At 36.7% G+C, this 14,208-nt stretch carries 15 protein-coding genes and 1 pseudogene; all 16 read left to right on the plus strand.

The window, feature by feature from the left end:
* Positions 1 to 26: 26 nt before the first annotated feature.
* The 16 genes and pseudogenes from mrdA (at position 27) to yhbY (ending at position 14,199) form a co-directional block, all read left to right on the plus strand.
* The gene (gene mrdA / locus ACWZFG_RS00925) at positions 27 to 1,817 is read left to right on the plus strand and encodes a penicillin-binding protein 2 (RefSeq protein ID WP_177505261.1); all 1,791 of its coding nucleotides are present in this window, start codon (positions 27 to 29) and stop codon (positions 1,815 to 1,817) included.
* 90 nt (positions 1,818 to 1,907) lie between these two features.
* Positions 1,908 to 2,531: a septum site-determining protein MinC gene (gene minC / locus ACWZFG_RS00930; RefSeq protein WP_147667716.1), complete on the plus strand. Its 624-nt coding sequence runs from the start codon at positions 1,908 to 1,910 to the stop codon at positions 2,529 to 2,531.
* Positions 2,524 to 3,312 (plus strand): septum site-determining protein MinD, encoded by a 789-nt coding sequence (gene minD / locus ACWZFG_RS00935; RefSeq protein WP_147667717.1) that lies wholly within the window; start codon positions 2,524 to 2,526, stop codon positions 3,310 to 3,312. The genes minC and minD overlap by 8 nt, the downstream gene beginning before the upstream one ends.
* Positions 3,313 to 3,324: 12 nt before the next feature.
* Complete coding sequence (gene minE, locus ACWZFG_RS00940) at positions 3,325 to 3,600, plus strand: cell division topological specificity factor MinE (RefSeq protein WP_147667718.1); 276 nt, start codon at positions 3,325 to 3,327, stop codon at positions 3,598 to 3,600.
* 152 nt (positions 3,601 to 3,752) lie between these two features.
* On the plus strand, positions 3,753 to 4,859 hold the full coding sequence (rodA, locus tag ACWZFG_RS00945; RefSeq protein ID WP_147667719.1) for a rod shape-determining protein RodA: 1,107 nt from the start codon (positions 3,753 to 3,755) through the stop codon (positions 4,857 to 4,859).
* Positions 4,860 to 4,969: 110 nt separating this feature from the next.
* Entirely contained in the window at positions 4,970 to 5,707 is a 738-nt protein-coding gene (locus tag ACWZFG_RS00950; protein ID WP_177505185.1) for a M23 family metallopeptidase, read from the plus strand.
* A gap of 187 nt (positions 5,708 to 5,894) precedes the next feature.
* Positions 5,895 to 6,779 carry a M50 family metallopeptidase gene (locus ACWZFG_RS00955; protein ID WP_177505184.1) on the plus strand — a complete coding sequence of 295 codons (885 nt, stop codon included), beginning with the start codon at positions 5,895 to 5,897 and terminating at the stop codon, positions 6,777 to 6,779.
* Positions 6,780 to 6,921: 142 nt separating this feature from the next.
* Positions 6,922 to 9,475: pseudogene (locus ACWZFG_RS00960) on the plus strand (TIGR03960 family B12-binding radical SAM protein).
* 50 nt (positions 9,476 to 9,525) lie between these two features.
* The gene (locus ACWZFG_RS00965; RefSeq protein ID WP_177505181.1) at positions 9,526 to 10,968 is read left to right on the plus strand and encodes an Rne/Rng family ribonuclease; all 1,443 of its coding nucleotides are present in this window, start codon (positions 9,526 to 9,528) and stop codon (positions 10,966 to 10,968) included.
* Between the two features lie 138 nt (positions 10,969 to 11,106).
* Positions 11,107 to 11,418, plus strand: coding sequence for a 50S ribosomal protein L21 (gene rplU, locus ACWZFG_RS00970; RefSeq protein WP_147667725.1), 312 nt, complete (start codon positions 11,107 to 11,109; stop codon positions 11,416 to 11,418).
* Between the two features lie 3 nt (positions 11,419 to 11,421).
* Entirely contained in the window at positions 11,422 to 11,763 is a 342-nt protein-coding gene (locus tag ACWZFG_RS00975; RefSeq protein WP_455576916.1) for a ribosomal-processing cysteine protease Prp, read from the plus strand.
* Between the two features lie 2 nt (positions 11,764 to 11,765).
* Positions 11,766 to 12,056, plus strand: coding sequence for a 50S ribosomal protein L27 (gene rpmA / locus ACWZFG_RS00980; RefSeq protein WP_147667727.1), 291 nt, complete (start codon positions 11,766 to 11,768; stop codon positions 12,054 to 12,056).
* Positions 12,057 to 12,117: 61 nt separating this feature from the next.
* Positions 12,118 to 12,243, plus strand: a complete 126-nt coding sequence (locus ACWZFG_RS00985) for a hypothetical protein (protein ID WP_455576917.1) — start codon at positions 12,118 to 12,120, stop codon at positions 12,241 to 12,243.
* A 51-nt stretch (positions 12,244 to 12,294) separates the two neighbouring features.
* Complete coding sequence (locus tag ACWZFG_RS00990; protein ID WP_147667728.1) at positions 12,295 to 12,531, plus strand: Spo0B domain-containing protein; 237 nt, start codon at positions 12,295 to 12,297, stop codon at positions 12,529 to 12,531.
* A gap of 73 nt (positions 12,532 to 12,604) precedes the next feature.
* The gene (obgE, locus tag ACWZFG_RS00995) at positions 12,605 to 13,876 is read left to right on the plus strand and encodes a GTPase ObgE (RefSeq protein ID WP_177505179.1); all 1,272 of its coding nucleotides are present in this window, start codon (positions 12,605 to 12,607) and stop codon (positions 13,874 to 13,876) included.
* A gap of 11 nt (positions 13,877 to 13,887) precedes the next feature.
* Positions 13,888 to 14,199 (plus strand): ribosome assembly RNA-binding protein YhbY, encoded by a 312-nt coding sequence (gene yhbY, locus ACWZFG_RS01000; protein ID WP_147667730.1) that lies wholly within the window; start codon positions 13,888 to 13,890, stop codon positions 14,197 to 14,199.
* Positions 14,200 to 14,208 lie beyond the last annotated feature (9 nt).

Genomic DNA, 14,208 nt, shown 5'->3' on the forward strand with positions numbered 1-14,208 from the left:
TGATAGCAAGAAAATTTAAAGGCCGCATGGAAGGTTTAGCAGTTATTGTTTGCTTAGTTATATTTGCGTTGCTTTCCAGATTGGGGTATTTACAAATTGTTGAGGGTGAATACTATAGCAAGTTAGCTGACGGAAATCGAATTCGATTGATTCCTGCAATGGCTCCCAGAGGCTTATTTTATGACCGCAATGGAATTTTAATGGTATCAAATCGTCCAGGTTTTACAGTATCATTGTTACCATTGTCAGGACCGGTATCGGATGATGTGGTAAACAAACTATCTGTACTTTTGGGTGTTACGAAGGAATCCATTTATGCTAAAGTCAAGCAACATACAGCGTTTGATCCAATCCATATAAAAAGTGATGTTGGACCGGAAATTGTAACGGTAATTGAGGAGCAAAAGGATGAGTATCCGGGGGTTGTAATTGAGATACAGCCAATTAGAAATTATGTGAATAATGATCTTGCAGCACATATTTTTGGTTATGTAAGTGAAATTAATGATACGGAGCTTGAAAAAAAGAAAAGTGATGGTTATAAATCTGGAGATATTATAGGTAAATTTGGACTGGAAAGAGTATATGATAAGGAGCTTCGTGGTATTGATGGTGGTGGGCAGGTTGAAGTCGATGTAACGGGTAAACCTGTTCAAGTTTTAGGTAAAAAAGAGCCAGTTCCAGGCTGTGATTTAACATTGACAATTGATGAAAATATCCAAAAAGCAGCTGAAAAGGCGATTGATGAGCAACTTCTTTATTTGCAGACAAAAGGTGGACGACCAAATGCAAAAGCAGCAGCTGCTGTAGTTGTGAATCCACAAACTGGGGAAGTCTTAGCGATGGTTAGTCGCCCATCTTTTAATCCAAATTTATTTGCTGGTGGAATTTCAACTAAGGATTGGAATTTAATTAATAATAACCCAAATCATCCACTGGATAATAAAGCAATAACAGGAGAATATCCACCAGGATCAACATTTAAAGTTGTAACTGGGGTAGCAGCTTTAGAAGAAAATAAGGTAACGCCAGAAGAAAAAATCTTAGATACAGGAAAGCATTGGATTATTCCAAAGGTCAATGCTGAAGGTGAGGCTTTGGGCTGGATTAATTTCCAAGAAGCTTTGTCTAAATCAGATAATGTTTATTTTTATGAGATGGGAAATCGATTAGGAATTGATTTGATAGAAAAGTATGCGAGGATGTTTGGGCTTGGAGCTAAAACTGGCATTAATTTACCATATGAAAGTGAAGGGTTAGTTGCAAACCGCAAATATAAAGAAGAGGTTTTTGAAGATGATTGGTATCTATCGGAAACTTTTGATGCGGCAATTGGGCAAGGGTTTAATTTAGTTACACCATTACAAATTGCCATGCTTTATAGCGAGATTGCTAATGGGGGGATACGTTATAGACCATACTTAGTAAGCAAAATTACTGCGCCTGATGGAACGGTGATTAAACAATTTCAATCCGAAAAGCTAGGGCAGTTAACTATTTCACAAAAAACGATGGATTTAATTCGTATTTCTTTACGTGATGTTGCACGCGAGGGCGGAACAGCAGGGCAAATATTTAAAGATTTTCCGGTTCCAATCGCAGGTAAAACGGGTACTGCCGAAAATCCACATGGCAGTGATCATGGTTGGTTTGTTGCCTATGGACCTTTTGATAATCCACAATATGTCGTTGCCGTAATTGTTGATCAAGGTGGATTTGGTTCAATGTCAGCCGTACCAATTGGTAAGAAAATATTAGAAGCGGCATTTCATATTGACAACAATCCAAAAGAAAATCCTGTAGTTATAGGCCAATAGTGACATTTTCCGTAATATAGGCAGGAGTATAGCGGAAAATAGCGAATAGGTATTAATTGACATAGTATGCAGGTGAAAATAGGAGTAATGATGAATAAAGACGTTGTATTTAAAGGAAGCCGAACAGGACTTCAATTAGTTTTGAATGAGAATGTAGATTTTTCTGATATTTTAATACAATTAAGAAATAAATTAGAGTCTGCAATTGGCTTTTTTGGAAAAGGCACTATAATTCATGTTAATTCCGATGTTTTTAATGAACAAGAACAAATAGAGGTAGAAAATTTATTGAGTCAATATGGAATGACTTTGGAAATTTTGTCACCTCAAATTGAAAATTACATCATCGAGCCGGAACAAAGTATGGCTGATCATGTTATGGTTATTGAACAAACCGTTCGTGGTGGACAAGAAATTATTTATGATGGATCTATTTTGGTAAAGGGAAATGTGAATCCTGGGGCGCAAGTAATTGCTGGAGGAAATATTGAAATCGAGGGTACTTGCCGTGGACTTGTTCACGCTGGGGCTTATGGTGACATGAATGCTATGATTACAGCGCGTCGTATGCGCGCTTTGCAAATTCGTATTGCAAGTTTAGCAGCTAGGGCGCCGGATAATTTTGAGGAAGTCGATCATCCCGAATGTGCGCGGATTAAAAATGGAGAAATCGTTATTGAATCAGTAAAAGAGCAGGAGGATATCTATGAGTGAAGTTATCGTTATTACATCTGGAAAAGGCGGCGTAGGAAAGACTACGACTACAGCAAATCTAGGTGTTGGTTTTGCGCTAAGAGGTAAGAGAGTAGTGCTCATTGATACGGATACAGGCCTTCGAAATCTTGACTTGTTATTAGGCTTGGAAAATCGTATTATGTATGATTTGATTGATGTAACAGAAGGGCGAGTGCCATTTAAGAAAGCTTTAGTACGTCATAAAAAGCATGATAGTTTGTATTTGTTGCCTACATCTCAAACGAAGGATAAGGCTGCTGTGAATCCAGAGCAAATGACAGCATTGTGTAATGAGTTGGCAAAAGATTTTGATTACATATTAATTGATTGTCCTGCTGGTATTGAGCAAGGTTTTAAAACTGCAATTGCAGCTGCTGATCAAGCAATCGTTGTTACGATTCCTGAAATTTCTGCTGTTCGTGATGCTGATAAAATTATCGGTGAACTTGGAAGGGCGGAAAAAGGCGATATCAAACTTATCGTGAATCGGATTCGCCCGCAAATGGTGAAAAAAGGCGATATGCTTGCAATGGAAGATATAGATGAAATTTTATCTCTTGATTGTATTGGGCAAATTCCTGATGATGAGTTGGTGGTTACTTCAACAAACAGAGGAGAGCCAGTAATTACAAATCCTGTTTCAGTAGCAGGGCAGGCATACAAAGATATTGTTGGACGTCTTTGTGGAGAAAACATTCCATTTAGTCCGATTGTCGAAGAAGGTTTTTTCGCGAAGCTGAAAAAAGTATTTAAACTGTAGGGAGGAAAGGATATGTTAGGTGCTATAATGAAGATGTTGGGTAAAGATAGCAAATCGTCAAAGGATATTGCCCGAGAACGGTTACGCTTAGTTTTAGTACATGATAGAGCAAGTGTTACTCCACAGTTTATGGAAGTGCTGAAAGATGATATGATTAAGGTTATTTCAAATTATATGGATATTAATGAAAAAGAGATGGAAGTAAATTTTACAAAAGACGAGTCATCTGTAGCACTTGTTGCCAATATTCCAGTAAATAGAATGAAACATCAATGTTATGACAAATAAATAAAATCAAAAGTTGAAATGACGGACGTTGTTTCAACTTTTTTTATGGAAATTTATTTTATGAGTTACTTTATCTTGTAGATGATTTTAGGAAATGATATGATATATCATAAATAGTGTGATTTTGTATAGGGAAGGTATGTAAAAGGTAAATGATTAGTCAAAGATTGCTTCGCAAATTGGATTTTACGTTAATTATTGTTACGTTACTTATTGTTGGGGTGAGCTTAATTACTATTGGTAGCGCGACACATATTAATACTCCGAGTGAAGATCGGTATTGGTATGTACAAAGGCAAGGCATTTTTGCCATGATGAACTGTTTATTTGTATTTTTTCTTTTGCATTTTGATTATAAAGAACTACAAAAGTATGGAAATCATTTGTATATTTTTAATCTAGTTATGTTATTGGCGGTTATGTTGATTGGACATTCTGCATTAGGTGCACAGCGTTGGATACAAATTGGTCCAATTAGTTTGCAACCGTCGGAGTTTTCAAAAATTATTATGATTGTTTCTTTAGCAGCAATGCTCGATCAGCGAATAGGAAAGTTAAATACTTTTAAAGATTTGTTGCCAGTAGCTGCGTATGTAGGCCTTCCGTTCTTACTTGTGTTAAAGCAGCCAGACTTAGGGACCTCATTGGTTTTCTTGGCAATTTTATTGGGAATGACATTTGTTGCGGGGATTAATCTTCGGCTATTGATGATTCTATTTGGAGCAGGTGTTGCTTTAATGCCGATTTTTTGGCACTTTTTAAAAGAGTATCAGAAAATGCGAATCATGGTATTTATGGATCCAAATGTAGATCCATTAGGGTCTGGCTATCATATTATCCAGTCGAAGATTGCAATCGGTTCTGGGATGCTATTTGGCAAAGGATTATTTGGTGGAACGCAAAGTCAATTGAATTTTTTACCGGAAAATCATACGGACTTTATTTTTGCTGTTATTGGTGAGGAGCTTGGATTTATTGGGGCAGGAATAGTGTTACTTTTATATCTAATTCTCTTGTATCGAGGCGTTAAAATCGCAAATGAAGCCCGTGATAATTTTGGTTCGTTGCTGGCTGTTGGAATTACCTCGATGCTGACATTTCATTTGCTAATTAATGTCGGTATGACTGCTGGAATTATGCCGGTTACAGGTATACCATTGCCTTTAATGAGTTATGGTGTAAGTTCGCTTACCACAAATATGCTTGCGATAGGAATTTTATTGAATATTTATATGCGACGGCAAAAGATTATGTTTTAAAAGGGAAGGTGTTACCCATACGGTGAGAAGATGGGTAGCACCTTTATTATTTTTGAATTTGGTATCATTTCATTTAAAGTACCATATATTTTGGTACGGGGGTGTATGTAATGCCGAAAAAGTGGAATGATTGGAAAAGTTATTGGGATAATGAAGAGGATTGGATGTATGCTTATGATGAGGAAAAACCATATAAAAAGGATCTGAAAAAGATTGCGGTTGCTGGGTCTGTTTTTATTGTTTTTTATGCCATTCAGGCATTCCATAATCCAACTGGAGAAGTTCTTAAAGAGTATACGAGAAATGTTCTGGAGTGGAAAATGGATTTTAAAGAAATTACGCAGGGCGTTCAACAACATTTACCAAGTATTGATTCTGATATATTAAAGCATGCACAAGCGGTAATTGCTCGACCGACAAATCCTTACCAATATATGAATATTCCGGTAGAAGGAGAAATTGTCTCTAACTTCGGTTGGAAAGATGATGAAAAAGGCAAGCCGCAGTATTGGCAGGATGGAATTGAGTATAAAGTACCTTTTGGAACGAAGATTAAAGCAAGTAGTACTGGAAAAGTAAAATCTATTGCTCAAACTGAAGAACGAGGGAAAATGGTTGTTTTGTCTCATGCAAACGAGATTGAAACGGTATATGGATATTTAGAAGATGTAAAAGTAAGTGAAGGAGATCGTGTGACGCAGGGGCAAATCATTGCTACAAGTGGAAATAAAGTGCATACAGAAGAGCCAATGTTGTATTTTGGTATGCGTGAAAAGGGAATATCTATTAATCCAAGTGATAAGGTAAGACTTAATTCAAGTCAAGGTCTAAATTCATCTGAATCCTAGCTGTATTTATTTAATGATTGAGAAAATCACCCGTGCCCTATTAATATAATTCCCATTTCGCGAAGAGGCGAGCTTGTAATAGCGCGGAGTAATTTTTCATGTTGAATCGCTTATCTCGTTAGATAATATGGTTAGTCATTGAATAGAAGATTGACATTTAAAAATATGATAGGAGCGTGTATCTAGTTTGCGAATTGGCAAGTTCAGCGGTATTATTGTAAAAATAAATCGCTGGTTTATTTTTTTACTAGCACTATTTTGTATCACTGGATTAACGCAGCAAGTTTTAGTAGCTTTCATTAGTGTTTTTATACATGAAATTACTCATGTGATTGTATCCACTTATCTTGGAGTGAAAGTACAAGAAGTTGAACTTTTTCCGTTTGGTGGAGCGGCTAAAATAGAGCGATTGTATGAAACATCGCGTTGGAATCAGTTTTTGATTTTCGCAGCTGGGCCTATGATGAGCTTGACTCTAGCTGCTATTTTTTATGGAATAAATTTATTATATAGTCATTCATTGTTACAAGAATTGTTTGAAATGAATTTTATGCTAGGTTGGTTTAATTTAATTATTGCGACTCCATTAGATGGTGGCAGAATGTTACAAATTTTCTTAAGTGGATCGGTAGGGTATGTAAGGGCGGGAAAAATTTCTCTTTTTATTAGTCGATTTATTTGTTTCATATTTTTAGGTAAGTTTATTTATGATTGCGTATTTTTGGATATCATCAATTTCTCAATTCTTTGTGTAATCGTCTTTATTATTATTGTAGCAAATAAAGAGAGTAAGGTTGTTCAATATAATATTCTGAAATCTATCATGCGTAAAGAAGAAAGATTAGCTGATGAAGGCTATAGCGAATCAATGACATATACCGCTTTACATACTATACAAGCAAGAGATATAATAAAGTGTTTAGCGCATACGCAATACCATATGGTTTTTGTTATTGATTATGCGCATCATTTACTGGGGACTTTAACGGAAGTTGAAATTTGGGAAGCTTTAGCGAGAAAGCGTAGCGATATAACATTAGGCGAAATTTTGCTTGCAAAAGAAGGGACATAAGTCCCTAAAACTTCGAAAAAGCAGGACTTTTTTTGTCTTTCAAGAAATTTATAAAGCTATAGTAAAAATATTCCGCAAGGGTAAACTAGATAAGTCAGATACAGTAGAAAAAGATATATGTTTTATGGAGGTTATAATTTTCATGATAAAACTTACCCCTGCTGTGATTAATTCGGTAACAAAACCGGGGCGATATACAGGCAATGAATTGAATATGGTGAAAAAAGAATTACAAGATATTGATTTTCGTATTGCATTAGCTCTGCCAGATGTATATGAAGTTGGGATGTCTAATCTCGGTTTAAAAATTTTATATCAAGTATTAAATAACCAATGTAATATTTATGCAGAACGTGTATATACTCCTTGGGTAGATATGGAAGAAAAGATGCGTGCGCAAAAATTACCGCTATATTCGTTAGAAACATTCACCCCGATTAAGGAATTTGATATGATTGGATTTTCTTTGCAATATGAAATGATATATTCAAATGTGCTTACGATGCTTGACTTAGCACAGATTCCTTTGTTGACAAGTGAACGGAAGGAAGAGGATCCATTTGTTGTTGGTGGTGGACCTTGTGTTTATAACGCAGAGCCAGTTGCCGATTTTTTTGATTTTTTTGTGATTGGCGAAGGGGAAGAAGTTATTATTGAAGTAGCAAATGCTTTCATTTCATGGGAAAAAGCGGGAAAACCAGAAGGACGGAATGGGTTTTTAAAACGTGTTGCAACGATTGATGGTATTTATGTTCCATCATTATATGAAGTACTGTATAACGAAGATGGAACAATAAAAAAGGTGAAATCGTTGACGGATGAAGCAAAGCCAGTGATTCAAAAGCGTTTAATTAAAGATATGCGCCAAAGTGCGTTTGCCACAAAGCCAGTTGTACCATATATTGATGTTGTCCATGATAGAATTATGTTGGAATTGTTTCGTGGCTGTACACGGGGATGTAGATTTTGCCAGGCTGGTGTAATTTATCGTCCAGTACGTGAAAGAACGAAAGACGAATTGGTTGGTTTGGCAAAACAGATTTCTGAAAATACTGGATATGATGAAATTTCCTTGACTTCACTAAGTTCAGCGGATTATTCTTGTCTACCGGAACTCGTGGATGATTTGATGGATGAGTTGAAGGAGGCCGGAGTAAGTATTTCGCTTCCTTCACTTCGTATTGATAGCTTTTCCATAGATTTAGCACATAAAGTGCAACAAGTTAGAAAAAGTGGGCTGACTTTTGCACCGGAAGCAGGTACGCAAAGAATGCGTGACGTGATTAATAAAGGCGTTACGGAAGAAAATTTAAAAGAGGCTGTAACAGCGGCTTTTCGTCAAGGGTGGACAACCGTGAAGCTTTACTTTATGATTGGGTTGCCAACAGAGACGGATGAAGATGTCATTGGAATTGCGCAGCTAGCACAAAAAGTTGTGCAATGGTATAAAGAAGTCAAAGGGAAACGTGGTGCAAGGGTAACGGTAAGTGTCTCTTGTTTTGTACCGAAACCACATACTGCTTTTCAATGGTTTGGGCAAAATACGATGGAGGAATTGGAACGAAAACAACGACTACTAAAAGAACACATAAAAGATCGGGCAATTAATTTTAGTTATCACGATGCCAAGACCAGCTATTTAGAAGGAGTTTTTGCACGAGGTGATAGACGACTTGGAAAAGTATTGCTAGAAGCATGGAAGCTTGGAGTAAAATTTGATGGTTGGTCAGAACATTTTAAATATGAAACTTGGTTAGAAGCTTTTAAAATTTGTGATGTTAATCCAAATTTTTATAATCAACGGGAGCGAGATAAAGAGGAAATCTTACCATGGGATCATTTAAGCAGTGGCGCGAATAAAGAGTTTTTCTTAAGGGAATATAAAAATGCTGTTAGTGAAAAATTTACGCCGGATTGTCGCCATGATAGATGTAGTGTTTGTGGTGTTTGTCAGAATTTAAATGTTCAAGTAATAGACTGGAAGGAGAATTCAAGGAATGTGTAAGATTCGCAGTGAAATTACTAAAGGCGAAGAAATTCGGTATATTTCTCATTTGGATTATGCTTCAGCGGTTGAGAGAGCAATTCGCCGGACGAACTTACCAGTTGCGTATTCAGAAGGGTTTAATCCCCATATGAAAATATCTTTTGCATCAGCTCTTGCCGTTGGTGTAACAAGCGATGCTGAGTATATGGATGTTGAATTTAAAGAACCTATTTATGTGAAGGGGTTCTGTGAGACAATGCGTAATCAATTACCTCCAGGCATTGAGTTGTTGCGTGCAGTTGAAATTGTTGATAAACAACCTGCTTTGATGGCGATTGTAAATTCGGCGGTTTATCAGGTTTGTCTTCCATATGATTGTGATTTTTCAAAAATTAAAAATGCTGTAAAATCTTATAATGAAGCAGAAATGATGATGTTTACAAGATTTTCTCCTAAAAAAGGGAAAAAAGAAATTGAAATAAAACAATATATGGAGAGACCGATTTGTGTAACGACGAAGGGAACGACAGCTATTTTGGATATGTACGTTAAGATTACACCTATGGGCAGTATAAAACCAGGAGAAGTTCTACAGGCCATAGCCGAAAAATTTGACTTCCCAATATATCTTGAAGATGTGTTGATTCACCGCAAAGGAATTTATGCCAATGGGTCAACACCAATTGACTTATTGATCAATGAAAAATAGAAATACATAAGTAAATAAAAGTTTACTTAAAAAGGTTTGGAGAGAATGAAATGAAGTCTATTATCGTGAATGTTGTTCCAGAAGAGACGAGAATGGCGATATTAGAAGAAAATGAATTGATGGAATTGTCAGTAGAGCGGAACTTACATGACCACATTGTTGGGAATATTTACAAAGGGAGAATTCAAAATGTCTTGCCGGGGATGCAGGCGGCTTTTGTTGATATTGGTTATGAAAAAAATGCTTTCTTATATATTGGTGATGGCTTACCTAAAGACGCTGTGAAGTCAATTTCAAAGAATGAAACATTTCATGTAGGACAAAATGTTTTAATTCAAATTGTAAAAGATGCGATTGGAACGAAAGGACCACGAGCGACAACTCATCTGACTCTGCCCGGACGCTATGTTGTCTTAATGCCGACAGTAGATTATATCGGAATATCAAGACGAATTGAAGAAACTGATGAACGGGAAAGGCTAAAAGCCGTTGCTGAAAAAATTTGCCCTTCAGGTATGGGGATGATTGTTCGTACGGTAGCGCAAGGCAAAAGTGAGGAAGTTCTAGAAAAGGACATTCATTACTTGGCGAATTTATGGCAGTCTATTACGGCACGAAGCAGAGTATCAGGCGCATTGACGCTTTTGTACCGTGATGCAGATTTGGTCATTCGGATTGTTAGAGATTATTTATCCTCAGATGTTGAAGAGTTAATTATTGATCATCAAGAATCATATCAAAGGGTTTGTGATTTGCTTCAGACGACTCCTGAGTTACTAGAAAAGGTTAAGCTGTATACAGGGCAAGAAGGGGTTTTTAAACATTACTCTATTAATGAAGAAATAGAAAAAATGGGAAAGCGTGAAGTCGAATTAAAATCAGGTGGTTCAATTGTTATTGATAAAACAGAAGCTTTAACAGTGATTGATGTCAATACGGGAAAATTTGTTGGTAAGACGAATTTATCTGATACCGTATTTCAAACGAATATTGAAGCTGCCGAGGAAATTACAAAGCAGATTCGATTAAGGGATATTGGCGGAATTATTATTGTTGATTTTATTGATATGGAAACCGAAGAGCAAAAGCAGACGATTCTTAACGTATTAGAAGAAAAAGTAAAAAAAGATCGAACGAAAACAAATATCGTAGATATAACAAGTCTTGGCTTGGTTGAAATGACAAGAAAGAAATCTCGTAAGAGTTTTGAAGGAATGCTCTATAGTACTTGTCCATATTGTGAAGGCAGAGGCAGGGTAAAATCACCAGAGACGGTTAGTATTAACATAAGCCGTGGACTAAGAAGAATTCATAAAAAGAAAAATGCCAGTCATGCTTATTTAATTCAAGTACACCCACAAGTAGCAGAAAGTCTTTTAGAAACGGATATCTTAACTAGGCTAAAGATTGAATTAGGATGTACAATAAAAATAGAAGCATTAGCGAGCCTCCATCCAGAGGTTTACTCCATCTTGCAGTTGGATGAATTATAGATTGACAAGCAATTTTTTTTATGATAAAATTCTACGATGTAGGCAATGTAATTGCTTTCCCAAACCGCATGGTGAGGTCTTGATAAACAGAGTTTTCTGTACCGTAATCAGCGAGTATACATATAGGGAGGTGTAATGATGTACGCAATTATTCAAACTGGTGGTAAACAATATCGTGTTGCTGAAGGCGATACTTTATTTGTTGAGAAAATTGAAGCTAACGAAGGCGACGTAGTAGAATTTGATCAAGTTCTTACTGTTGTTAAAGATGGCGAGGTTGTTGTTGGTAAACCTGTTGTTGCAGGTGCTAAAGTAACTGCTAAAGTTGAAGCTCAAGGTAAAGGTAAAAAGATTTTAGTTTTCAAATATAAAGCTAAAGCTAATTATCGTAGACGTCAAGGTCATCGTCAACCATTTACAAAAGTTACTGTTGAAAAAATTGAAGCTTAAGTTATGGTAAGGCGAAGCGGTGTAGAAATAGAAATATTTCGCAATGCATTAGGCCTTGTAGTCGGATTTTCGGCAAAAGGGCATGCTGGAACAGCAAAGCATGGCAAAGATATTGTTTGTGCGGCTATTTCGGCATTAACGCAGACTACTGCGTTAGGACTGGTGAAGCATTTAAATCGGGAGATTGATCTTCAGCACGCAAGTGGTGATATGGTTGTCCGTTTAAAAGCAAAGCCAGATGCATTGACGAATGCTGTTTTTGAAACGATGATTCTTGGGTTAAATGAGATCGAAAAAATAAATCCGCAAAGTGTGCATATTTTAGACGCACAGGAGGTGAAATGAGTATGTTTAATTTTAATTTACAGTTGTTCGCTCACAAAAAAGGTGTTGGTAGCACTCGTAACGGACGTGATAGCGAATCTAAACGTCTTGGTGTAAAACGTCAAGCTGGTACCGTTGTTACCGCTGGCAGCATTTTAGTTCGCCAGAGAGGTACTCACTTCCATCCAGGTCAAAACGTAGGCATTGGTAAAGATGATACCTTATATGCTAAAATTGCTGGCAAAGTGGCTTTTGAACGTAAAGGTCGTTTTGATAGACAAGTTAGCGTTTATGCTGTGGAAGAAGCTATCTAATAAAACATTACCTGCGGCTTTAAGTCGCAGGTATTATTTTTATCCGATAATGGTGTAGTTGATGAGTAAACTCTTTCGTGAGAAAATGTTAGTTATCGGTAATAAAAAACGTTATTGTTTTGTGATGTATAAAAAGCTGGTAGAGTGTTTACCAGCTTTTTATACATCACAAAAAGGAGTTTTATAGGGAAAAGCAGAATCAAAATCATATGTATGGGATATGAAGGAGGCTGTTGCTATGGAAAAAGAATTGAAGAATCAAGTTGTATGTGATGAAATTGTACTTGCATTAAGAAAGCAGCAACATGATTTTATTAATCATATTCAAGTTATTCAAGCTTACCTACAGATTGGTAAATTGGATAGAGCTTTGCGTTATTTAGATGGAATTGCACATGACGTTGGTGCTGTAGATCGTATTATAAACGAGTTAAACTGCAAGAATATGTGCCGGGCATTGAGTAATAAAAAATAAAATTACATATATTAATGATAGTTAGCCTAAAATGCAGGATTTGTGAAAATGTTTATTTAAAAAGGAGATAGTAATGTTTATAGATAGAGCGAGAATTCAAATAAAAGCTGGAGACGGCGGACATGGAATGTCAAGCTTTCGCAGAGAAAAATTCGTTCCTAAAGGCGGTCCCAGTGGTGGCGACGGTGGCCGTGGGGCGAGTGTTGTTCTAAAAGTAGATCCTAATATGAATACTTTGATTGATTTTCGTTATAAACGTAAATTTGTTGGAAAAAATGGAGATAACGGCGGTACGAAAAATTGTTACGGACAAAATGCTGAACCTTTAGTGATTAAAGTGCCTGCAGGCACAGTAGTAAAAGATGCTGAAACAGGTGAAGTATTAGCGGATTTAACGGAGATTGACGAAGAAGCAGTATTAGCTCATGGTGGGCGTGGTGGACGTGGTAATGCAAAGTTTGTAAATAGTGTAAATCGTGCCCCAACTTTTGCTGAAATGGGTGAACCAGGAGAAGAAAGAGTTTTACAACTAGAATTAAAACTTTTAGCCGATGTTGGTTTGGTAGGTTATCCGAGTGTTGGGAAGTCAAGTATTATTTCTATGGTGTCAGCTGCGAGACCTGAAATTGCAGCATATCACTTCACGACATTAGTTCCTGTGCTTGGTGTTGTTAGCCTTGGAGAGGGACATAGTTTTGTTATGGCAGATATTCCAGGACTTATTGAAGGTGCCCATGAAGGTGTTGGTTTAGGACATGACTTCTTACGGCATGTTGAGCGAACAAAGATTATTTTACATGTAATAGATGTTTCTGGAATAGAAGGGCGCGATCCTATAGAGGATTACCATCGAATTAATAAAGAACTTCGTTTATACAATGAAAGATTAGCGAAACGCCCACAGATTATCGCGGCAAATAAAATGGATATTCCTGAGGCAAAAGAAAATTATGAGAAATTAAAAGCTTTTGCAAACGAGCAAGGGATTGAAATCTTTCCGGTATCCGCAGCAACGAATGAGGGATTAAAACCATTAATTGAGCGCGTATCACAAATGCTCGATGAATATGTAGAAGAGCCGGAAGCAATTGAAGAAGTTAAAGTTTATCAGGCAAAACCTGATGATGAAATTACAATTTCGCGTGATGAAGCAGGTGATTTTGTCGTTAAAGGAAAATATATTGAAAAACTAGTTGCGATGACGAATTTTGAGAATGATGAAGCGCTGCAAAGATTCCAATATATTTGGCGTGTAAAGGGCATAGAAGATATGTTAAAGGCACATGGGGTAAAAGAAGGCGATACCGTTCACATCGGTACAATGGAATTTGACTATAAAGAATAGGAGCGATTTATTTGATAAGAAACACACTAACGGGAAAACAAAAACGGTTTTTACGTGCGATGGGATCGACTTTAGATCCAGTTGTACAGATTGGTAAAGGGGGACTTGTACCTTCGATTGTGACAAGTGCCCTGGATGCTATTCAAGCACGTGAATTGATTAAAGTAAAGGTGTTGCAAAATTGCCTTGAAGACCCTAGAGCTGTAATTGAAACGCTTGCGGATCGTACGAATACGGATTTAGTACAAATTATCGGTCGAAATGGTCTTTTATATAAGAAAAATTTTGAAAAAACCAAAATTGAACTCCCAAAATCGAAGTAAATAGAGGTA

Source organism: Anaerosinus sp. (genome assembly GCF_965318445.1).

What these genes read in the sequence shown, in the direction of transcription:
- mrdA (WP_177505261.1), top strand. Translation starts at nt 27, where the DNA reads ATGGAAGGTTTAGCAGTTATTGTTTGCTTAGTTATATTTGCGTTGCTT.
- minC (WP_147667716.1), top strand. Translation starts at nt 1,908, where the DNA reads ATGAATAAAGACGTTGTATTTAAAGGAAGCCGAACAGGACTTCAATTA.
- minD (WP_147667717.1), top strand. Translation starts at nt 2,524, where the DNA reads ATGAGTGAAGTTATCGTTATTACATCTGGAAAAGGCGGCGTAGGAAAG.
- minE (WP_147667718.1), top strand. Translation starts at nt 3,325, where the DNA reads ATGTTAGGTGCTATAATGAAGATGTTGGGTAAAGATAGCAAATCGTCA.
- rodA (WP_147667719.1), top strand. Translation starts at nt 3,753, where the DNA reads ATGATTAGTCAAAGATTGCTTCGCAAATTGGATTTTACGTTAATTATT.
- ACWZFG_RS00950 (WP_177505185.1), top strand. Translation starts at nt 4,970, where the DNA reads ATGCCGAAAAAGTGGAATGATTGGAAAAGTTATTGGGATAATGAAGAG.
- ACWZFG_RS00965 (WP_177505181.1), top strand. Translation starts at nt 9,526, where the DNA reads ATGAAGTCTATTATCGTGAATGTTGTTCCAGAAGAGACGAGAATGGCG.
- rplU (WP_147667725.1), top strand. Translation starts at nt 11,107, where the DNA reads ATGTACGCAATTATTCAAACTGGTGGTAAACAATATCGTGTTGCTGAA.
- ACWZFG_RS00975 (WP_455576916.1), top strand. Translation starts at nt 11,422, where the DNA reads ATGGTAAGGCGAAGCGGTGTAGAAATAGAAATATTTCGCAATGCATTA.
- rpmA (WP_147667727.1), top strand. Translation starts at nt 11,766, where the DNA reads ATGTTTAATTTTAATTTACAGTTGTTCGCTCACAAAAAAGGTGTTGGT.
- ACWZFG_RS00985 (WP_455576917.1), top strand. Translation starts at nt 12,118, where the DNA reads ATGAGTAAACTCTTTCGTGAGAAAATGTTAGTTATCGGTAATAAAAAA.
- ACWZFG_RS00990 (WP_147667728.1), top strand. Translation starts at nt 12,295, where the DNA reads ATGGAAAAAGAATTGAAGAATCAAGTTGTATGTGATGAAATTGTACTT.
- obgE (WP_177505179.1), top strand. Translation starts at nt 12,605, where the DNA reads ATGTTTATAGATAGAGCGAGAATTCAAATAAAAGCTGGAGACGGCGGA.